Raw genomic sequence first — 20,245 nt, forward strand, 5'->3', positions numbered from 1 at the left:
GATACTCCCCGTAGGCGGCCATTTATCGGCCCACTCATGGCCACGATCTTCCCCACGTATGGCCAGATACCTCCCCGGACCTGGACGGATAACCGGTCGGCGAGGCTGGCTGGTGTGAAGAACAGCAGGGAGATCATGGAAATCCTTGAGGCATACGACCTCACGGGGAGTTACCGCGCTGCGGCCGAGCTGGCCGGGTGCGACCACCACACGGTGGCCCGGTATGTACGGATGCGTGAGGCAGGTGAAGGCCCGGTGGCCCGGCAACACCGGGCCCGGCCGATCGACGAGTACCTGGCGAAAATCGAGGAACTGGTGGTGCAGTCCCGCGGCAAGATACGCGCGGACATCGTCCACCGTCGGATCGCCGCGATGGGCTTCACCGGCGGGGAACGCACCACTCGCCGCGCGGTCTCCGAGGTCAAAGCCGCTTTGCGGGCCGGGCAGCGCCGGGTCTACCGGCCCTGGATCGCCGAGCCTGGACTGTGGATGCAATGGGACTGGGGCGAGGGCCCCAGAATCGGCGGACGTCGTACTTCGCTGTGGTGCGCGTGGGTGGCCTGGTCCCGCTTCCGCGTCGTGATCCCGGTGTTCGACAAGACGCTGCCGACGATCGTGGCCTGCATGGATACGACGCTGCGGCGGATCGGCGGGGTCCCGACGTATGCGCTGACCGACAACGAGAAGACGGTCACCACGACGCACGTCGCGAACATCGCGGTCCGCAACCCGGAGATCGTCGAGGTTGGGCGGCACTACGGCATGACGATCCGCACCTGTCTGCCGGCCGATCCTGAGTCGAAGGGCGGATCAGAGGCCACGGTCCGGATCGCGAAGGCCGACCTGGTGCCCACCGACGCCAATCTCCTCGAGCAGTACCAGACCTTCGGCCAGCTCGAGGCGGCCTGCCGGCTCTTCAGTGACGAGGTCAACAACCGGGTCCACCGCGAGACCCGTCGCAAGCCGGCCGACATGCTCGCTGAGGAACAGGCCCGGCTGCATCCACTGCCGAAGGAGCCGTTCACCGTCGCGTTCGGCACCACCCGCCGGGTCTGCTGGGATGCCACGATCTCCGTCGAAGGGGTCCGTTACTCGGTCCCGCACGAGTTGATCGACACGCGGGTCTGGGCCCGTTTCCACGGCGACGAGCTGATCGTCACCGCCGTCGGCGAGGCCGGCCCGGCCGAGGTCGCCCGGCATCCGCGGTCCACCCCGGGCAACCCCGTGATCGTCGCGGAACACTACCCGCCGCGGGAAAACAAGGAGGCCGACCGCACTCCGCGGGCGAATTCCGCTGAGGAAGCGGCCTTCCTCGCGATCGGTCCCGGGGCCGCATCGTGGCTGGTCGAGGCCGGTGCCGCTGGCGCCAGGCGGGTCAAGCCGAAGATGGCCGAAGCCGTCGCCCTGGCCAAACTGCACTCGGCCGCCGAGGTCGACCGGGCGCTCGGGTCAGCGGCGGTCGCCGGGCGGTTCGCGGAGAACGACCTGATCCGCATCCTCACCTACCAAGCCGGCCTGGAGACCATCGAGCCCACGAGGGCCTCGGAGGAGCACAGCCTGCAGCCGGGTACTTCCGCCTGGTCCAAGTTCGGCATCGCCGACGAAGGAGACGACCTCTGATGGCCACCCCGATCCGCGTGACCGGCACCCACGGCAACCCGCTGGCCGAGGCCATCGAACTCACCAAACGCCTCAAACTCCCGCACATGCGGCGGGCGTTGACCGACCTGATCCCCACCGCCAAGGCCCAACGCTGGGACCCCGCCGAGGTCGTCCGCGTCCTGCTGGCCGAAGAAGCCGCAGGCCGGGACGCCGCCAACCTGAGGACCCGGCGGAAACGGGCCGGGTTCCCGGCGGGGAAGACCTTCGGCGACTGGGACGAGACCGCGTCCTCGATCCCGCGGCCGACCCAGGACTCGCTGAAGATGCTCGAGTGGGTGACCCGCAAGGAGAACCTCTGCATCTGCGGGCCCTCGGGCACCGGAAAGTCGCACTTCACCGAGGCCCTCGGCCAGGCCGCGATCGAGGCCGGCATGACAGTCGCCTGGTTCACCATCGAAGACCTCGGAGCCCTCGTCCGACGCCACCGCGCGGACGATTCCCTGGCCAGAGCCATGGCCCGACTCATCCGCACTGACCTGATCATCGTCGACGACATCGGCCTGCTACCCGTCAGCCCAGACGCCGCCGAGGGTTTCTACCGCCTGGTCGACGCCGCCTACGAACGACGAGCACTGGCCGTCTCGAGCAACCTCCACCCGTCCGGCTTCGACGAGATCATGACCAAGACCCTCGCCACCGCGACCGTCGACCGGCTCCTGCACCACGCCCACGTCGTGGTCACCCAGGGTGATTCCTTCCGCCTCAACCAAGCAACCTCTGGCCAGGGGGTGATCCCCTTGCGCTGACCCACCCACCAACAGCGGGGAGATATCTGGCCGCCGTTGGGGAGGGCTTATCGGCCGCCAGCGCGTTGACTATCTGGCCGCCAGCGGGGAGCACTCAAAGGCCATTGACACCCGGGCAGGCATGGTTCAGGCGGCAAGCGCCTTCCCTAGCCAAGGACTTACTTCGCCGGATGTCTCGAGCGTGTCCTCGCATCAACCTCGGAGTGCACATTGACTGCGGACCACCCCCCTCTCTAGTTTTGTACCCGAGCGAGGGAAAGAGCTTTCCGGACGCCTTGGGCCCCGCCACCTTGTCCCCTCAGACCGGGCACGAGGTCATCTCGGGTGCGGAACGGCGCTGAGCACGGCCCGCGGCAACAACCCATCCGTCACACCGGTCCCTTTGGACCGCCTCACATTTTGAGGGCACCCATGGCGAGACTCACGGTGGACACCCCGGTTCTGCCTCACCCGGTCCCTGCGGACGGCGCCGCCGCCTACCCGGACGAACTGACCGAGGAAACGTGCCATCTGCTGGAACTCATGGCGACTGGCGCCACGGATGCGGCCATCGCCAGGATGCTGGGCGTCAGCGAACGGACCGTCCTCAGGAGGATCACCCGCGTCCAACAACAGCTGGGCGCTCAATCCCGCTTCCAGCTGGGGCTTCTCGTCAATGTGCTGCAGTGGGTTCCCTTACCCGCCCCTCCGGCCCGGCCGGCAGTGGAGCGCGTGACCAGCGCGGCCGACGCCTGAAATCCCCCTGAGGGCAGGGGCGCCCGTCGCCCGAGCTTCAGCAGCGACGCGGTCGGGTGCCGGCGGCTGTACGCCTGAGGGGCGATCTCGTCGAGATCGCCCCTCAGGCGTACAGCCGCCGGCACCGGTGTCCTCAGCGGGAAAGGCAGGACAGCAGGAACTGTTTGACTTCGGTGGCGTGGAAGCGTGCCCGGGCCTGGTCGGGAGCGGAGCACAGCAGGACGGGAGCGTCTTCGGCCTTGGCGGGGAGACGGCCGTGGCTGCCGCGGACGCATCCGGGGTCGGTCGGCACGACGGCCATGGTGCCGCGGATGCCGAGCTTCAACTTGGCCAGGGCAACCGCGGCCCGTGCCATCACCAGCGGATCGCCCGGGTCGAAGAACAGCTCCGCCGGGTCGTACCCCGGCTTGCGGTGGATGTCCACGCCGCGGGCGAAGTCCGGTGCCGCCTCGTCGTCCAGCCAGTAGTAGTACGTGAACCAGCTGTCGGGAGCGGCCACAGCGACGAGCTCACCCGACCGGGCGTGGTCGAGGCCGTGGTCCGCCTGTCCCGAGCGATCCAGGACCTCGTCGATGCCATCGAGCTCGCGGAGCACCTCGCGCACGCGCGGCACGTCCGCCGGGTCGGCCACGTAGACGTGGGCGATCTGGTGGTCGGCGGTGGCGAACGCGGGAGAGGTCCACGGGTCGAGGTATTCCATGCCCTGCTGTCGGAACACGTTGAGCAGCCCCGCCCGGCGCAGGGCTCGGTTGATGTCGACGGGGCGGCGTACTTCGGTGATGCCGTACTCGCTCAGGGCGACGACCGTCGTGCCCCGGGCGAGGGTCTCGTCGAGGAAGGGGCCCAGGACTTCGTCCAGCTCGCGGGCGGCCCTCCGTGCCTGCGCCGAGTCCGGGCCGTGGCGTTGCAGGTCGTAGTCGAGGTGCGGTACGTAGACGAGCGTCAGGTCCGGGTCGTACCGGTCGACGACCTGTCGGGCGGCGTCGATGATCCACCGCGTGGACGCGAGGCCGGCCCTGGGTCCCCAGTAGTCGAACAGCGGGAAGGCGCCCAGCTCGGCCGTCAGGGCGTCCCGGAGTTCCGGCGGATTGGTGTAGCAGTCAGGGGACTTGCGACCGTCGTAGTGGTACACCGGCCGCGGGGTGACGGTGATGTCCACGTCGGCGCCCATCGCGTACCACCAGCAGATGTTGGCCACCGTCAGGTCGGGCCGGGTCCGCCGCGCGGTCTGCCAGAGCTTCTCGCCGCCGACCAGCCGGTTGTGCTGGCGCCAGAACGCGACCTCACCCATGTCCCGGTCGTACCAGCCGTTGCCGACGATCCCGTGCCCGGACGGCAGCTCACCGGTCAGGAAGGTGGACTGCACCGAGCAGGTGACTGCGGGGAGGACCGTCTCCAGCTCGGCGCTGAAGCCGGTGTCGGCGACCGCGCGCAGCCGGGGCATGTCGGCGAGAGCTCGCGGGGTGAGCCCGACGACATCGAGGACCACGACACTCATGGCGAACTCCTTTTCACGGTGGACGGGGGCGCCTGCTCGGTGAGGCCCAGGGTGAGCAGCTCCCGGCGGGTCCAGTCGAGTTCGGCGGCTATGCCCGCGGCCAGTTCCCTCGCGGTGCGCGGCGGGGTGGGCAGAACCGACCAGGTGTACGTCTCGACGTCCAGGTGCGTGGTGCCTGGCCGGTCGGCGGCGAGCAACGCGGCGAGGGCCTGCCGCAGTACCGGCCGTGTACTGGTCAGCGGCGGTTCGGGGTCGGCGTGCAGCGGGACATGGAAATGGGAGCGCCAGGGGGCGTCGCGGTTCATCGCCAGAGGGCTGGCCAGCGCCTGGGACAGGTCGTCGACCCCTGTGGGAGGTGCTCCGGCTCTCCGGGTCTGGTGGAGGAAGCGAGGTTCGGTGAAGGCGGCCAGCGCCTGGAGGACGTCCGGGTCCGCAGGCCGCTCGGCGTGCAGGGCACACGACAGCTGCGCCTTGACGATGCTCACCCCGGCCCGGTCCAGCTTCCGCAGGGCCTCGTGCGGGTCCTCGAAGGCGACGGCCAGGTGGCACACGTCGAGGCAGATGCCGAAGTGGTCCGGGTCCAGATGGCTCAGGTGGTCGGCGGCCTCGCCGGTCGTCTCCACGACACAGCCGGGCTCCGGCTCCAGAGCGACCCTAATCGTGCGGCCGCTGCCGTGGCGGATGCCTTTGAGCCCGCGCCCGAGTTCCTCCAGGTGGCGCAGGGACCGAACGTGGCGGTCCGCGGTCCAGTCGGCGCGCCAGCCGAACGGGAGGGTGGAGATGGAACCGGTCGTGACGTCGTCGGGCAACAGCAGGGCGAGGACCCGTGCGAGGTCAACCGTGTACTCCAGCCGCAGCCGCGAGGACCAGTCCGGCCGGTAGACCGCGTGCTTGACCACCGGCTGGTGGAAGCCCTGGTAGGGGAAGCCGTTGAGGGTGACCACCTCCAGTCCGCGCAGGCCGAGTTCGGTGCGGAGCCTGAGCGTGGCACCGGGATCACCGGCCAGGGCGGCGGCGACGGGCTGGGCGAGCCACAGGCCCACTCCCAGCCGGTCCACTGCCAGCTGCTCCCGGACGGGGACCGCATAGGTGTCGAGCTGGTCCAGGATCCCGAGGAGGTCTTCGGCAGGGTGCACGTTGGTGCAGTAGCCGAGGTGGACGTCCTCGCCGCTGCCGTGACGGAACCTCATCAGCTGCCGCCCCTGCGTACGGAGTTGCCGGCGTACGCCGAGGTGTCCGACGGACCGGCCCCTTCGGACACGTCCTCCAGCGCGAGCCTCCCGCTCTGTGCGTAGAACTCCACCGGGTTGCGCCAGAGAACCTTCTCCACGTCGTCCTCGGTGAAGCCGGCGGCGCGCATGGCGCGGGCAGTGGCGACGGTCAGCAGCGGGTCGCTGTGGCCCCAGTCGGCAGCGGAGTTGACCAGCATGCGGGAGGTGCCGTGCTCCTGGAGGATGCGCACCATGCGGTCCGGGGTCATCTTGGTATCGGGGTAGATGGAGAAGCCCATCCAGCAGCCGGAGTCGGCGACGGGCGCCACCGTCACCTCGTTGAGGTGGTCGACCAGGACCCTGCCCGGTCCGATGCCGGAGGCCTTCACGAGTTCGAGGGTCCGGGCGGTGCCCACGGCCTTGTCGCGGTGCGGGGTGTGCACCAGGGCCGGCAGGCCGAACTCCTTGGCGAGGCCGAGCTGGACCGTGAAAGCCCGCTCCTCGGCCTCGGTCATCGAGTCGAAGCCGATCTCGCCGACGGCGACGACCCGGTCCTTGAGCAGGTACCGGGGCAGCTCGTCGAGGACCGGCGTACACCGCTCGTCGTTGGCTTCCTTGGGGTTGAGGGCGAGGGCGCAGAAGTGCTGGATCCCGTACTGGGCGGCGCGGTACGGCTCCCAGCCCAGCAGGGCGTCGAAGTAGTCGGTGAAGCTGCCCACCGACGTGCGGGGCTGGCCGAGCCAGAACGCCGGCTCGACGAGGGCCCGTACCCCGGCCGCGTGCATCGTCCGGTAGTCGTCGGTCGTCCGGGAGGACATGTGGATGTGGGGATCAAAGATGCGCATGGTGCGAGCTCCTGTTGTACGGGAAGTCCGGTTCGAGCTGCCGGCGCACGTCCGCGGGGACGAGCCTCCCGGCGGCGGTGCGTTCGGCGGCGAAGGCCGCGAACATGCGGTCCAGTTCGGGATCGCGGCGGCGGTCCAGGCCCGCCACGGCGTCCAGGGGCACGTCGAGGAACACGCATTTCAGCACGGCCTGGCGCCACTGCTCCTGGTCGAGGTGGCGGGCGGCGTACGGTCCGGCTGCCGCGGTGACGAGCCGGGCGTCGTTGGTCCGCAGCGCATCCTCGATCAGGCCCCTGGAGTGCGCCCCGATCCGTCCGGCCCGGTCGAGCAGGGGCAGGGCGCGCAGCACGGCGGTCCGCTCGGCTGTGTCCCCTCTCTCGTACAGTTCCTTCAGGACGGCGGCGAGTTCGGCGCCGGCGCCGGGCAGGGCCTGCAGCAATTGGATGCGTGTCGCCTCGCCGAGTCCCGGGTCGGGGCCGACGCTGCGAGCGGCGACCGGGAAGAGGCGGGTGATCGCGGAAGGGTCGGATGCCAGCTGCTCGCGTGCCTCGGCCGTCCACGGCGGTGCGGAGGCCGCGCGCAGGGCGTCGAGCGAGCGCAACGCGGTCTGCGGAGCGCTGTGCGAGTGGCGGGGCAGCTCCACTGCCACGAGTCCGGAGTAGCCGGTCTCCGTCAGTGCCCGCATGACTGAGGGGAAGTCGACCTCGCCGTCGCCGAACTCCAGGTGTTCGTGGACGCCGCGCCGCATGTCCTCGATCTGGACGTTGACCAGCCAGGGGGCGGCTCGCCGGACACAGTCGGCCGCGCTGTCGTCCTCCAGGCAGCGGCAGTGCCCGATGTCCAGGGTGAGGCCGAAGGCGTGCGGGTCGCCGAGGGTATTGCGCAGGCGCTCGTAGCCGTCCAGGTCGGCGACCAGCATGCCCGGCTCGGGTTCGAATCCGAGCCGTAGGCCGGCCTGCTGCGCCACCTCGGTCAGGGCGGCGCAGCCCTCGGCGAGAAGCTTCCACGCCTCCCCCTCGGGCATTCCCGGTTCGGGTATCCCGCTCCACAACGACACCGCCTCGGCCCCCAGTTCCGAGGCGATGTGCACGGCGCGGGTGAGGAAGTCCAGGCGGTGGGCGCGCCGCTCGGGCTCCGGGTCCAGCAGGGTGGGTGCGTGCTTGTGCCACGGGTCGAGGAGGTAGCGGGCGCCCGTCTCCACGACCGCGCCGAGTCCGAGTGCGGACAGCTTGCGCCGCACCCGGGTCAGCTGCCGGCCCAGGCCGGGAGCGTACGGGTCGAGGTGGCCGTGGTCCAGGGTGAGGGCCGCCCCGGAGTACCCGAGCCCGGCGATGACCTCCAGGGCGTCGTCGAGGCGGTGGTTGGCGAAGCCGTTGGTGCCGTAGCCGAAGCGCAGCCCGGTCATGTCGGGGACACCTTTCGTGACAGCCGCCGGGCCAGCGGGAACGCGGCCAGCAGTGGGAGGGCGGCGCCTACCTTGCCCGCGCGTGCGGTGAGGGCCGCCTGGAGCGGGATCAGGGCGTGGATGCCGGAAGCGACCGCCCGCCGGAGACGGGGTGGGTCCGGGCGGGCGGTCGCGGCCAGCTGTGCCGGGCCTCCTGCCGCGAGGTAGGCGGCCAACAGCACGGTCGATGCGGCACGGTCGACGGACTCCGTGCCGCTGGGGGGAAAGGCGGAGGTGGCCAGCGCCAAGGCGGTGGAGGCCGCAAGGGCCGCGGCGGGCAGTGCCGCGGTCGCCCCCTCGACCTCCCGCCGGCTCACCGTGGTGAGCATGTAGGTGTGGCAGCCGATCGTGAGGGCTGCGGGCAACGCGCCGCGCCACCGGTCGGGTCCCGCGCCCATGAGCACGTCGAGCCCGCGGGCGGCCGCCATGGCCGCCGGCCCGAACGGGGTCTCCTTGACGGCCAGGTCGTACGCCCACACGGTGGCGGCGAGCGGCACGGCGATGCCGAGCTGCCGCCGCCCCCCGGCCGCCGCGGCCAGTGCCAGGCCGGCGCCGGTGAGTACGGCGGCAGTGCCCAGGGCGGTACCAGGGCTGACCCGGCCGGAGGGAAGGGGGCGACCCGGCCGCTCCTTGGCATCGACCTCCCGGTCCGCCCAGTCGTTCAGCGCCATTCCGGCCCAGTACAGGCAGACGGAGGCCGCCGCGAGCCCGGCGGTTCCGGCGCCGAGCGGACGGCCGGCGGCAGTGGCCCCGGCCAGGGTGTCCCCCGGCACGGTGAGGGCCGCGGGCGCGCGGACCAGTTCCGCCAGGGCACGCAGGCCGGTCATCGGCCCACCCCGGCGTACCAGGCCCGGAGCTCCTCGAATTGGGTGACGAGCCGGTGGTCGGGAACGATGCCGTCCCGCGCGATCGGATCCTTGAAGAAGAAGCCGAGCTGCCGTTGCGGTCCGGCGGCACCCACCTGGCGGGCGCGGGCGAGGAACCGGGCCAGGTCGAGGACGAGGGGTGCGGCCAGAGCCGAGTCCCAGCCCTGCCAGGTGAACTGCAGGGTCATCGGCGCGCCCAGGAAACCCTGGAAGTCGATGTGGTCCCAGGCGGTCTTCCGCTCCCCCATGCTCGGCACGTTGTCGATGTGGGTGAGTCCTTCCACCCGCTCCCCGAGCAGGGCGTCGAGCCCGCTGCGCTTGGAAGCATTCTTGCTGGCCGCAGCGGCCGGGTCGGCGAGGGTGGCGCCGTCGCCGCCGCCGAGCAGGTTCGTGCCGGACCAGGACCGCACGCTCAGGGCCCGGTGGGCGAACACCGGGGCGAGCGCGGTCCGGATCAGGGTTTCGCCGGTCTTGGCGTCGCTGCCCGCGTAGGGGAGGCCCTGCCTTTCGGCGAGCTGGTGCAGCGCCGGCATCCGTACCCCCGCCGAGGGGGTGAAGCCGACGTGGCCGCATCCGGCGCGCAGGGCAGCGTAGGCGTAGAGGGAACTCGACGGGAGGGTCTCGGCACCGGAGGCCAAGGCCTTCTCCAGTGCGTCGAGCTCGTCGTGTTCGGGACGGGGGGCGGTCAGGGGTTCCGTCGAGGAGACGTCGACCACCACGACCTGATCGAGCCGTTGGCGTTGCCGGAACGAGGTCAGGTCGTCGATGAGGAAGGCCGCGGCCTCGGCCTGTGTGGGGCCTCCCGGTCCGCTGCCGGTACCGGTCCTGATCTCCGCCTCGGCCGCCTGGAGCGCGTCGGATACGAGGGGAAGGAGTGCGGTGGGGAACACGCCCGCCCCGGCGAGCTGCTCGGCCCGCTTGGAGAGCGGGGTGTCCGTGACGTCGTGCCCGCCGAAGACCAGCTCGTCCAGGGCGGGCAAGCCGCAGTCGGCGAACTCCGCCAGTTGGGAGACCATACCGGTGGGTGGGACGAAGCCGCCGCTGACGGCGGCGGCTCCGACGACTGCGGTCGTGGCGACCGACCCGCGGGCTCCGACGAGCCACACGCCGGTACGGCCGGTCTCCCGGGAAGTGGTGTCACTCATGGGCGTCTCCTTCTGCGGACTGGCGGGCGAACGCGGCGTCGAAGGCGGTGGCCGGAGGGGCTATGCGGGACAGTTCCTGCAGGAAGCCCCGGGCTTCGGCGGCGCCGGTCAGGCGGTCCATGCCGGCGTCCTCCCATTCCACGGAGAGTGGGCCGCGGTATCCGATGGTGTTCAGCGCGCGGATGCAGTCCTCCCAGGGGACGTCTCCGTGGCCGGGTGTGACGAAGTCCCAGGCGCGGCGCGGGTCGCCCCACGGCAGGTGGGAGGAGAGCCGGCCGCGGCGACCGTCGCGGGGGCGCATCCGGGTGTCCTTGCAGTCGGCGTGGTAGATCCGGTCGCCGAACTCCAGAATGAACTCGACCGGATCGATGTCCTGCCAGATCATGTGGGACGGGTCCCAGTTCAGGCCGAAGGACGGGCGGTGGCCGATGGCCTCCAGAGTGCGCCGCGTCGTCCAGAAGTCGTAAGCGATCTCGCTGGGATGGACCTCCAGGGCGAACCGAACGGCGTGCTCCTCGAACACGTCGAGGATGGGGTGCCAGCGTTCGGCGAAGTCGGCGTAGCCGGCCTCGATGGCGGCGGGCGGGACGGGCGGAAACATCGCGACGGTGTGCCAGATCGACGAGCCGGTGAAGCCCACGACCGTGTCGACGCCGAGCAGGGCCGCGGCCCTGGCCGTGTCCTGCATCTCGCGGGCCGCGTTCCGGCGGACGTGTTCCGGATCCTCGTCCCAGAGCCGGGCAGGCAGGATCTGCTGGTGCCGGATGTCTATGGGGTGGTCGCAGACGGCCTGGCCCACGAGGTGGTTGGAGATGGCCCAGACGTCCAGGCCGTACCGGGCGAGGACCGCCCGCTTCCGCATCACGTAGTCGGGTTCTGCGAGGGCCCGGTCCACTTCGAAGTGGTCGCCCCAGCAGGCGATCTCGAGGCCGTCGTACCCCCATTGGGAGGCGAGTCGGCACACCTCCTCGAACGGGAGGTCAGCCCATTGGCCGGTGAAGAGGGTGATCGGACGATTCATCGGGGGATTCCAGTTCTGGCGCGCGGGGCGGGATCGGTTGTGGGGTGCGGGGAGTCGTGCCGGTAGTAGGAGCCGGCAGGCGTCTCGGTGAACAGCAGGGCCTTGAACGCCGATGTGTTGACAGCCTGTTGGGCTGACATCCGGACCTTCAGAGCGTGCGAAGGAACGCCAGGCCGTCCATGGCCAGGGCGTCCTGAGTCGAGGCCAGCGGCCGCCAGACGGAAGCGGCGGTCGCGATCGTGGTGTTGTCCGGGGTGAAGGACTCGATGACGAGCGGGCCGCGATAGCCGGCCTCGTCGACGGCCAGGGCGAAACCCGGCCAGTCGAAGTGGTCGGCGCCGGGAGTTCCCCGGTCCGTCCCGCACACCTGGAGGTGTGCGATCCGGGATCCGGCGTCCCGGACGGCCTGCGCCGGATTCTTCTCCTCGATGTTGAGGTGATAGGTGTCGAGGGCGAGCCCGCATTCCTCGGGCAGCGCCTCCAGAGCCTGCTCAACGGTGTTGATCAGGCTCGTCTCGTAGCGGTTGAGCGGCTCCACGCCGATCCGCACCCCCCGGTCGGAGGCGTACGCGACCACCGGCTTGAGGTTCTCGTTCAGTTCGGCGTAGGCGGACTTGCGCTCGCCGGCGTCGAGCTTCCAGGTTCGCCCGACCGAGGCGTACGCCGGCCCGCTGACGGCGGGGGCGCCCAGGATGACCGCGACGTCCACGCAGTGCCGCAAGTAGTCCTGGGTCTCGCGGATCACCTCGGCGGGTGCGGCGACCAGTTCCCGACCCGGCGGCATGACGAGGACCACGGATGCGGCCAGGCCGAGACGGGCCAGCAGGTCCGCGGCCCGATGCGGGTCCCAGTCGCCCGGCCGCTCGACCGGGAGTTCGATCACGTCGAACCCCCACTGCGCGATGCGGGGGGCGTGCCGTTCCACTCCCCCGTTGGTGAGCGGTGAGGCCCAGACCCAGGTGTTGACCCCGAGGGAACGCATCTACTTTCCGCCCCACTTCTGCGGGTATCCGGGCATGTCCTCGCAGCCGCAAAGCGCGTAGTGCAGGGGCGGCAAGCCGGGCTTGAGGTACGTCTTGCCGATGCTGGTCATCGTCAGCACGCGACCCACCTGTCGGTTCGAGCGGACTCCGGCACGGCGTCGGTGATGACGACTGCCCGCGCGCCGTGGGCGAAGGTCGCCGGTCCGTCGCGGTGTTCGCCCCGCATGGCCGCGTAGGTGTCTGCGACGAACGGGTCGAAGCAGTCGTGAAAGCGCTGGGGGTGGCCGGCCGGGAGCGGGGAGCAGGGGCGGACGGATCCGAGTGGGGCAAGGCCCACGAGTCGCGCGCCCGGCTGCCTGACAGCCCCCCTGGCATGCACGCGACCTACGTAGCTAGTTCCAATGAGACCCACTCTGACTTCCGATGGTTCTCGGTGAATCTCTTGCATAATTCCGATCGTATGAATGACTTATGTCGATCGTCAAGCAAAAGTACAGCGGTCAGATACAATTACCAGGGGGGTGCATGGTCCGTCGTGACCCCTGCCATCGACGATGAGGAGACACCGAGTGCCAACGGAGGCAGTAGGCGCGGGCGCACTTCTGGCGATCCTGCGCGACGGCCGCGCCCGAACCCGTACCGAACTCATGCAGGTGACCGGCCTTGCCAGGTCGACGGTCTCGCAACGCCTGGACGCACTGCTCGAAGGACGGTGGATCACCCCGGCCGGAGAAGCGATCTCCTCAGGCGGGCGGCCCGCCGTGGCCTTCACCTTCAACGGCGCGGCACGCCTGGTGCTCGCCGCCGACATCGGCGCCACCCACACGCGGATCGCACTCACCGACCTGAACGCCCACGTGCTGGCAGAGCAGAGCACGAACATGCGGATCGAGGAGGGACCCGAGCACGTACTGACGTGGCTCGTCAAAGCGTTCGGATCCCTGCTCGCGGAATGCGACCGAACAGCCTCCGAGTTGTGCGGCGTCGGCATCGGACTTCCGGGTCCCGTGGAACATTCCACCGGCAGGCCGGTCAACCCGCCGATCATGCCCGGCTGGGACGGCTTCGATGTGACGGGGTGGCTCGGCTCCCGGCTGGGCGTGCCCGTCCTGGTCGACAACGACGTGAACATCATGGCGCTCGGGGAGCACTGGACAACGAGCCACGGGGTCGAACACCTCCTCTTCGTCAAGGTCGGTACCGGCATCGGGTGCGGGATCGTCACGGAGAGACGGCTCCACCGGGGCGCTCAGGGAGCAGCCGGCGACATCGGCCACATCCGGGTGGCGGCCGCCGCGGATCAGCTCTGCCGGTGCGGCAACACGGGCTGCCTGGAGGCCATTGCCGGCGGGGCGGCCCTCGCGACCCGGCTCGCCGCGGGGGGCGAGAACGCCACCGACGCCCGGGACGTCGTGCAATTGGTCCGCGCAGGACGGCCGTTGGCCGTCCAGCTGGTCCGCCAGGCAGGGCGGGACATCGGGGAGGTCCTGGCATCCTTGGTCAATTTCTTCAACCCGGACACGATCGTCGTCGGCGGGGACCTCGCAGATGTCGGCGAACACCTCTTGGCCGGCATCCGCGAGGTCGTCTACAGCCGCTCGCTGCCCTTGGCCACACAGCACCTGACCATGCGGGGGCGCACGCTCGGCGACCAGGCCGGTGTCGTCGGCGCGGCCGTCATGGTGATCGAGGACGTCCTCGACCCGGTGACACTGGACCGCTCGGTGGCAGCGGACTGAGCGGGCCGCGCGGGGGGCGGGAGTGAGGAATGGGGGCCACGGGAACCTCAGGTTTCAGGGGATGCATCAAGCGTGCGCATGCCGCAAACAACCAAGCACTATGTTCATTCGCGCGGGAAGTGGCGCTGCTACACGCAAGTTTGCGCATGTAGCCTGGAAGCGTCAATACGCCGATCACCCAAGAACACGGCTCCCTCCTGCGCGGGACCGGTCGGCGGACAGGCCGAGTCAAAGCGATCGCGCCGCATTGGCCGGCGGCACGCACCGGCCTGACCGCTACCGGGCCGGACCCCCTCGCGCCGTCTCCCGGCCCTGCTCCGGGACACGCCCACGCGGGCCTCCCGGGCGCCTGCGGGTGTGGATCGGCAACTCCACCCCGGCTTCGGTGAGCAGACTGTAGATGAGGGTGTGGGACCGGCGGTGGCTCCAGGCCAGCTCCCCGACGGTAGCTCCGGCCTCGTACAAGGTCCTCAGCTCCTGGGCGAACGATGTGCGTTCGGCCCCCCTGAGCCACCGCTGGTCGAGCCTCGACGCCGGGGAGGACTTCGGCATCAGCCGGACCACCGGCTGGCAATCGAGGCACGGCCGCGCCGGACTCCTGGGGCCCCTCGGCAGCACACCCCAGCTCTCGCAGCTCGGGCAGCCGTCGGCCGCGTCCAGGTCCGGCCGGAAGTCCACGGCCCGCCACGGTCCGGCCGACTCGGCCAGGTCGTCTGTTTGTCCCTTGTTCATGGCATGTCCCCATCCGTGCGATCCGCCGGCCGTCAGGACGGCAGGAGCCTTCCGGACTGCGTCCGAAGCTCCGGCGGAGCCACCGGGACCGGACGCGGGACTCGTCGTACGAGAACCTGACGCATCGCCGTCCCCACCTGATGTCGAGTGATGTCCCCCCATCCTCGAAGTGGGTCCTTGCATGCACCTGAGTAGTCGCTACTCAGATGGCGGTGCGTCCGACAGAGCACCGTGGCGCGCGCTGTCAGACGGTGATGACCTCGATGCCCGAGTCTGCGAGGCTCGACGCCACGTCCGGGGCGATGCCGGAATCGGTGACGATCGCATCGACTCGGTCGAGGCCGCAGATCCGGGCGAACGCGCGCCGGCCCATCTTGGTCGAGTCCGTCGCGAGGATCACCTTGCGGGCGCGCGTCGCGAAGAGCCGGCTGACGCTCGCCTCGTCCTCGTGGTGCGTCATCACACCAAAGTCCGGGTCGACGCCGTCGACTCCGAGTACCGCCACGTCGAGCACCACCTGCTGGAGGACGCCCTCGGTCAGGGGACCGACCAGCTCAAAGGTCTGCGGGCGCGCCACCCCTCCGGTGACGACGATCTTGAACTGCGGGCGCACCGCGAGCTCGCCGGCGATGTTGAGGGCGTTGGTGACCACCGTGTACTGCGGTCCGGCGGCGCTCTGTCTCCGCTCCGCGCCAGGTCCCCCCGTCCGCAGGACCAGGGCACGCGCCACCTCGGTGGTGGTGGTGCCGCCGTTGAGCCCGATGACGTCACCGTCGCCCAGCAGATCGGCCACGGCCTTGGCGATCCGCTGTTTCTCGGAAGCACGACGAGCCGACTTGTACCGCAGCGGGAGCTCGTAGGAGACGCCCTGCGCGACCGCTCCGCCACGAGTGCGGACGAGCAGCTGCTGCCCGGCCAGCTCGTCGAGGTCGCGCCGGATCGTCGCGGGTGAGACGACCAACTCGCCGGCCGCCTCTTCGACGTCAAGCTTGCCCTCGACAGCGAGCAGCTCCAGCAGCTTGCTCCACCGCTCCTGCTTGGACATGCGCCGCACCCTTCCCTGAACCCCGGACTCGAACTTTGATCGTATCCGCACCCTCGTCCGCTCCCGCCCGGAGCGGCGCGCCCCTGGACGAACTGGAGCTACTGCGGTCGATGGACAGATACGGCTCGGCTAAGCGCCAGGCAGCTGGTCCTGCTCGCCGCCGCCCGTCCGGACGGCCTCGGTCCTGGGGCCCGGGGGTGGCTCGGTCAGGCCACCGGGGGCATTTCCGAAGCGCGCGAGTCGAGGCCCGTACGCGGCTGGACCCAGGTGCCCCGGGTGAAGTCCGGGAAGGCGACCGGGCCGCCGCCGGCAGCGAGGGAGGCGACGCTCAGTGGAATGGGCGCACACCAGGCCGCCGAGTCGTAGACGTCGATGTCGGGGACCTCCCCGGCCCGCATCAGCTGCACCGTGCGCCACTGGAGGACGTAGTCCATGCCTCCGTGGCCGCCGTTGTTGGCCGCGTCGTCGCCGATCGTCTTCCACAGCCAGTGGTCGAACTCCTCGCGGTTCGGGGCGAAGTCGCGCCAGGTGTGCCCGCCGTGGTCGGGCTCGAGGTAGACGCGGCCGGCACCGCCCGAAGCGCCCCCCGCGTAGTCCTCGAAGATGCCGCGGGTGCCGGCGAGGGTGTTGATCCGGCTGTAAGGCCGGGGGGAACTGACATCGTGCTCGGCACGGATGACCCGGCCCTGTGCCGTGTCGATCAGACACGTCACGAGGTCCCCGTTGATGTACGTCTCCTTCCACGACGGGTGCGACCGGTCGACGAACCGGGCCCGGAAGTCGGCGAGGCCTTTCGGCTCCGTGGCGGTGGCGCGCAGTTTCGTCATGCGGTCACCGCGGTTGATGTCCATGGCGGCGGCGATGGGCGCGAGACCCTGCATCGCGTAGAAGCTGGCGGTGCTGCGCGTGTGCCAGAGCCGGCGCCAGGAGTCGGTGTAGTAGGTGTCGGAGAAGAGCAGGGACCGGAGGTCGTGCAAGTAGCCGCCGTGGCCGTTGGTGACGTCGCCGAAGAGTCCGTCGTGGGCCATCTTGAGCATGGCGAGCTCGTTGCGTCCGTAGCTGCAGTTCTCCGCGAGCATCAGGTGCCGGCGGGTGCGCTCGGAGGTGTCGACGAGGTCCCACAGCTCTTCCAGCCCGGTGGCGACGGGCAGCTCGACCATCACGTGCTTGCCCGCGAGAAGGGCGGCCTTGCCGTGTTCGTAGTGGAACTCCCAGGGCGTGGCGATGTACACGAGATCGACATCGTCGCGGGTCACGAGCCGGGTGAACGCGTCCGTGGAGCCTGTGACCTCGGCAGGCCGGGGCTTGCCCTTGGCGACGAGCTGATCGGCTGTCCGCTTGACCCGGTCCGCACGGACGTCGCACACCGCTGTCACGACGGCACCCGGCACGGCGGCCCACCCCTGGGTCATGCCCGATCCTCGGTTGCCCAGCCCCACCACTCCCACGCGCACCGTGCCGTGAGCGTCGAAGGCGACGTTCGCCATGGTCTTCTGTCCCGGCCGGCGGCCGGGTGTGGCGGATGTCGCCGCCACGGCCTCGGCCGCTGACGCCGAGCCGATGCCTGCGGCGGCCACGGTGCCGCCCGCCAGCGCGCCTCCGAGCAGCGAACGGCGGGAGACGGCGGAGTTTTTGGGCATGACGCTCCTCTGTGCTGAGTCGGATCATGTGCGGGGACGACTCTGGTCGGCACAGCGATCCCATGTCAACAGGTGCTCATTAAGCGTTTATTTCAAGCATTATCAAGCAAATTGACTGTGGCCTAGTAACATCGGTGCAGCCGTCCCTCGCAGGGCGCCTCACTCGTCACCGTGCTCTTGGAGCAGGGCGGCGAGTTCGCGGCGCGTGGAGACGCCCAGCTTCGTGTAGATCGTTTGCAGATGGTTGTCCACGGTGCGGGTGGACAGGTGCAGCGACTCCGCAATCTGTTTGCTGGTGGTGCCCTTGGCCGCCAGATGAGCGATGTCCCGCTGTCGGGGGGTGAGTTGGGCGGGAGTCTTCGCTGCGGCAAGAAGGGGGGTGCGGGCCCCCTCGCAGGTGCGGGCCAGGCCCGCGGACTGCTGGGCGGCGGCCGTGGCCCGGCGGGCCTCACCGCCCCGGCGCAGCGCGGCTGCTGCGGCGGCTGCGGCCTCGGCAGCCATCAGGTCCATGGCCAGCGCGTGCAGTTCATCGGCCGACGCCAGCAACAGGTCGGGGTCGCCCGCGTGCAGTGCGGCGGCGAGACGCGCCTGGGCCGCGACCAGCGGGCCGTCGCAGGACTCGGCCAGCTCGGCGAGCCGCGCCGCAACGTCCCCCGGGGCGCCCAGCCGGGCGATGTCGGTGAGGACGAGCGCCTCGAACGGAGCCAGACCGGCGGCCCTGGTCCTCTCGGCCGCCTCGGCGAGCACCCTACGGGCACCGGACAGGTCGCCCCGTGCCACGCACAGCCAGGCGACGCCCAAGGCGTCCCAGCCCGCGCCGAAGAGGTGGTGGTGCTCCCCGGACTCGCCGACCGCACGCTCGGCCGTTGCGACGTCGCCCAGCAGGGCGGCGGCCGCCGCCAGGCCGCGCATGGCCGGACGGATCATCCTGATGTCGTAGGTCTTGCTGAGGGCAGCGGTCTCGGCGTACCACCGCCGCGCCTCGGCCGGCCGGCCGCTCAGCCAGGCGATCGAACCGAGGTTCCAGGCCAGGAAGCACCTCACGACCGGAATGGCGGCCCTGTTGACCTCTGCATAGGCGGTCTGCGCCACCTCGCGGGCATCGGCCAGCCGGCCCTCGGTACACAAGGCGATCGCCAGTATGTTCTCCACCGTGGCTCCCATCGTCATGGGAAGGGACTCATCGGTGATCTGGTGGAACTCCGCCCGCAACCTTGCGCCGAGGGCCAGCGCCTCCTCCCCCCGGCCGGCCTGGATCAGGGCGTGGCCCCTCATGACGGCGGCGAACATCGTGAGCAACGGGTTCGGGCTGCCGTCGAGGGACCCGTCCATGCCGTCGGTCAGCCGCAGCGCCCGGGGCACGTCGCCCGCGAACACGTACATAGCCCCCTCGCAGTGACGCAGGGCCGTGCGCCCGGCGTGACTGGAGATGTGGGGACTCAAAGCATCGATGTACCCCGCAGGATCCAGAACGGGGTCATCCGACAGCGCCATGCCGTTAGCGCGGATCAGGAGGACGGCAAGAGCCTGGCGCTCACTACGCACATCGGCCTCGGCTGCGGCGAGGACCTGGTCGGTGTCGCGCGGGCGGCCCAGTTCCAGCAGTGCCTCGATCAGCATCAGCCGTGACCTGGCCGTGTGCGCCTCGTCGGGCACCGCTTCCAGCAGGGCCTCCACCTGGGCGTAGTCGCGGGCGTACCGGGCCAGCAGGGCGGCCTGGACCAACTGGCCGGGATCGGCGCTGCCCGAGGCGGCCAGCTGCCACTCCACGATCCTCCGAGGATCGCCCTGCCACCCCTCGCCCCGGTCCTGGGCCCGGCGGATCTGGGCCTCCAGGAGGTGCCGGCGCCGAAGGGTCGGAACCACCGCTCGCAGCACTTCGCCGTAGAGCGGGTGCGCCAGCCGGACGGTCGTGCGATGTCTCTCCGCAGTGACCGAAATCAGGTCCACGGCTTCGAGGTGTGCCAGCTCCCCCGGCCCCGTCTCCGCCTGAACGTCTTCCAGTGAGAGGGGCTCGCACAGCGCCAGCAGTTCCAGCGCGGGCCGGGCGGTCTCGGGTGCCGCGGCAAACCGGGCCTCGACGAGATGGGCCAGGGCCTGGGTGGCCACGCTCCGTTCCTCTGAGAGGTGCCAGATCTCGCCGTCGAAGGCCAGCACGCCGTCCTGCACCGCTCCCAGCATCAGTTCGCGGAGGTACAGGGCGTTCCCGTTCGAGGCGGTGCCCAGCCGGTGGACGGCACGCCCGGCGACCGGTCCGCCCAGCACAGCCTCCAGCACCTCCGCGATCTGCCCCGTATCGAACACCGACAGATCGATGCGGTGCACCATGTCGCCCTTGGACAGGGCAGCCACCGCGTCGGACATCGGCCCGCCCGTGCGGATGGTGCCGATCAGCCGCACGAGGTTCGCGTCCATCAGCTGGCGCAGGAGGACGGCCGATGCCCCGTCCAGCAGGTGCAGGTCGTCCACCAGCAGCACCCGCCCCCCGGACCCCGCCCCGGCCGGCCGGGCGCCGGCCAGACTGCCGGCGATCTGAGCGAACCCGGCCACCGGGTCACGCATGTCCACCCCGGCGGGAATGAGGTGGGCGATCGCGGCCAGCGGCACTGCGGCGGCAGCGGCCGTGGCGGTGGCCCTACCCGCCGTGAACCCTGCGGCCACCGCCCGGTCGAGACAGGCATCGGCCAGCCTCGACTTGCCCACTCCCGCCGGACCCCACACCATCACCGCCTGCAGACCCGACGAGCTCCAGGCCCGGTCGAACGCCGCGACTTCGGCGTCCCGCCCGACCAGCGGCCATCGCGACGCCAGGTCCGGTCCCACCATCACAGCCTCCGCGGCACGACGACATGACCGACGGAATTATGCCTTCCGATTACCCGGCCACCGGCGAACCGACCTGAGCGGCGCCCGTGTCCGTTCCACTGGACGGA

At 70.5% G+C, this 20,245-nt stretch carries 16 protein-coding genes; 4 read left to right on the forward strand and 12 right to left on the reverse strand.

Annotation, left to right across the window (positions count from 1 at the left end):
• Positions 1-114: 114 nt before the first annotated feature.
• The 3 genes from istA (at position 115) to OG247_RS05190 (ending at position 3,143) form a co-directional block, all read left to right on the forward strand.
• Complete coding sequence (gene istA, locus OG247_RS05180; RefSeq protein ID WP_327251084.1) at positions 115-1,620, forward strand: IS21 family transposase; 1,506 nt, start codon at positions 115-117, stop codon at positions 1,618-1,620.
• Positions 1,620-2,408, forward strand: a complete 789-nt coding sequence (istB, locus tag OG247_RS05185) for an IS21-like element helper ATPase IstB (protein ID WP_327251085.1) — start codon at positions 1,620-1,622, stop codon at positions 2,406-2,408. Before istA ends, istB begins: the two co-directional genes overlap by 1 nt.
• A 411-nt stretch (positions 2,409-2,819) precedes the next feature.
• Positions 2,820-3,143: a helix-turn-helix domain-containing protein gene (locus tag OG247_RS05190; protein WP_327251086.1), complete on the forward strand. Its 324-nt coding sequence runs from the start codon at positions 2,820-2,822 to the stop codon at positions 3,141-3,143.
• 133 nt (positions 3,144-3,276) lie between these two features.
• Here the strand turns inward: OG247_RS05190 and OG247_RS05195 are convergent, their stop codons facing one another.
• From OG247_RS05195 to OG247_RS05230, 8 genes are all read right to left on the reverse strand, one after another.
• Positions 3,277-4,641: an alkaline phosphatase family protein gene (locus tag OG247_RS05195; RefSeq protein WP_327251087.1), complete on the reverse strand. Its 1,365-nt coding sequence runs from the start codon at positions 4,639-4,641 to the stop codon at positions 3,277-3,279.
• On the reverse strand, positions 4,638-5,831 hold the full coding sequence (gene eboE, locus OG247_RS05200) for a metabolite traffic protein EboE (RefSeq protein ID WP_327251088.1): 1,194 nt from the start codon (positions 5,829-5,831) through the stop codon (positions 4,638-4,640). Before eboE ends, OG247_RS05195 begins: the two co-directional genes overlap by 4 nt.
• Complete coding sequence (locus OG247_RS05205) at positions 5,831-6,697, reverse strand: TatD family hydrolase (RefSeq protein ID WP_327251089.1); 867 nt, start codon at positions 6,695-6,697, stop codon at positions 5,831-5,833. Before OG247_RS05205 ends, eboE begins: the two co-directional genes overlap by 1 nt.
• On the reverse strand, positions 6,684-8,102 hold the full coding sequence (locus tag OG247_RS05210; protein WP_327251090.1) for an EboA domain-containing protein: 1,419 nt from the start codon (positions 8,100-8,102) through the stop codon (positions 6,684-6,686). The genes OG247_RS05205 and OG247_RS05210 overlap by 14 nt, the downstream gene beginning before the upstream one ends.
• Positions 8,099-8,968, reverse strand: coding sequence for an SCO3242 family prenyltransferase (locus tag OG247_RS05215; protein ID WP_327251091.1), 870 nt, complete (start codon positions 8,966-8,968; stop codon positions 8,099-8,101). The genes OG247_RS05210 and OG247_RS05215 overlap by 4 nt, the downstream gene beginning before the upstream one ends.
• On the reverse strand, positions 8,965-10,152 hold the full coding sequence (locus OG247_RS05220) for an inositol-3-phosphate synthase (protein ID WP_327251092.1): 1,188 nt from the start codon (positions 10,150-10,152) through the stop codon (positions 8,965-8,967). Before OG247_RS05220 ends, OG247_RS05215 begins: the two co-directional genes overlap by 4 nt.
• Positions 10,145-11,173, reverse strand: coding sequence for a sugar phosphate isomerase/epimerase family protein (locus OG247_RS05225; protein ID WP_327251093.1), 1,029 nt, complete (start codon positions 11,171-11,173; stop codon positions 10,145-10,147). Before OG247_RS05225 ends, OG247_RS05220 begins: the two co-directional genes overlap by 8 nt.
• A gap of 148 nt (positions 11,174-11,321) precedes the next feature.
• Positions 11,322-12,155: a sugar phosphate isomerase/epimerase family protein gene (locus tag OG247_RS05230; RefSeq protein ID WP_327251094.1), complete on the reverse strand. Its 834-nt coding sequence runs from the start codon at positions 12,153-12,155 to the stop codon at positions 11,322-11,324.
• A gap of 570 nt (positions 12,156-12,725) precedes the next feature.
• On the opposite strand from OG247_RS05230, the gene OG247_RS05235 reads away from it, so the two are divergent.
• Positions 12,726-13,895 (forward strand): ROK family protein, encoded by a 1,170-nt coding sequence (locus OG247_RS05235; RefSeq protein ID WP_327251095.1) that lies wholly within the window; start codon positions 12,726-12,728, stop codon positions 13,893-13,895.
• A 276-nt stretch (positions 13,896-14,171) separates the two neighbouring features.
• On the opposite strand, the gene OG247_RS05240 is transcribed toward OG247_RS05235, so the two are convergent.
• The 4 genes from OG247_RS05240 to OG247_RS05255 form a co-directional block, all read right to left on the reverse strand.
• Positions 14,172-14,627 (reverse strand): helix-turn-helix domain-containing protein, encoded by a 456-nt coding sequence (locus tag OG247_RS05240; protein ID WP_327251096.1) that lies wholly within the window; start codon positions 14,625-14,627, stop codon positions 14,172-14,174.
• A gap of 244 nt (positions 14,628-14,871) precedes the next feature.
• A complete protein-coding gene (locus OG247_RS05245; RefSeq protein ID WP_327251097.1) occupies positions 14,872-15,672 on the reverse strand; it encodes a DeoR/GlpR family DNA-binding transcription regulator in 801 nt (266 codons plus the stop codon).
• A gap of 206 nt (positions 15,673-15,878) precedes the next feature.
• On the reverse strand, positions 15,879-17,312 hold the full coding sequence (locus OG247_RS05250; RefSeq protein WP_327251098.1) for a Gfo/Idh/MocA family protein: 1,434 nt from the start codon (positions 17,310-17,312) through the stop codon (positions 15,879-15,881).
• A 159-nt stretch (positions 17,313-17,471) separates the two neighbouring features.
• Positions 17,472-20,138, reverse strand: a complete 2,667-nt coding sequence (locus OG247_RS05255) for a LuxR C-terminal-related transcriptional regulator (protein WP_327251099.1) — start codon at positions 20,136-20,138, stop codon at positions 17,472-17,474.
• Positions 20,139-20,245: the final 107 nt, after the last annotated feature.

Origin of the sequence: Streptomyces sp. NBC_01244, from assembly GCF_035987325.1 — a bacterium.
In the GTDB taxonomy this organism is placed as follows: domain Bacteria; phylum Actinomycetota; class Actinomycetes; order Streptomycetales; family Streptomycetaceae; genus Streptomyces.

Coding starts and splice junctions, on each gene's coding strand:
- OG247_RS05210 (WP_327251090.1), bottom strand. CDS start 8,102: ATGACCGGGCTGCGCTTCGGCTACGGCACCAACGGCTTCGCCAACCAC.
- OG247_RS05250 (WP_327251098.1), bottom strand. CDS start 17,312: ATGCCCAAAAACTCCGCCGTCTCCCGCCGTTCGCTGCTCGGAGGCGCG.
- eboE (WP_327251088.1), bottom strand. CDS start 5,831: ATGAGGTTCCGTCACGGCAGCGGCGAGGACGTCCACCTCGGCTACTGC.
- OG247_RS05195 (WP_327251087.1), bottom strand. CDS start 4,641: ATGAGTGTCGTGGTCCTCGATGTCGTCGGGCTCACCCCGCGAGCTCTC.
- OG247_RS05230 (WP_327251094.1), bottom strand. CDS start 12,155: ATGCGTTCCCTCGGGGTCAACACCTGGGTCTGGGCCTCACCGCTCACC.
- OG247_RS05255 (WP_327251099.1), bottom strand. CDS start 20,138: ATGGTGGGACCGGACCTGGCGTCGCGATGGCCGCTGGTCGGGCGGGAC.
- istB (WP_327251085.1), top strand. CDS start 1,620: ATGGCCACCCCGATCCGCGTGACCGGCACCCACGGCAACCCGCTGGCC.
- OG247_RS05225 (WP_327251093.1), bottom strand. CDS start 11,173: ATGAATCGTCCGATCACCCTCTTCACCGGCCAATGGGCTGACCTCCCG.
- OG247_RS05240 (WP_327251096.1), bottom strand. CDS start 14,627: ATGAACAAGGGACAAACAGACGACCTGGCCGAGTCGGCCGGACCGTGG.
- OG247_RS05205 (WP_327251089.1), bottom strand. CDS start 6,697: ATGCGCATCTTTGATCCCCACATCCACATGTCCTCCCGGACGACCGAC.
- OG247_RS05220 (WP_327251092.1), bottom strand. CDS start 10,152: ATGAGTGACACCACTTCCCGGGAGACCGGCCGTACCGGCGTGTGGCTC.
- OG247_RS05245 (WP_327251097.1), bottom strand. CDS start 15,672: ATGTCCAAGCAGGAGCGGTGGAGCAAGCTGCTGGAGCTGCTCGCTGTC.
- OG247_RS05215 (WP_327251091.1), bottom strand. CDS start 8,968: ATGACCGGCCTGCGTGCCCTGGCGGAACTGGTCCGCGCGCCCGCGGCC.
- OG247_RS05190 (WP_327251086.1), top strand. CDS start 2,820: ATGGCGAGACTCACGGTGGACACCCCGGTTCTGCCTCACCCGGTCCCT.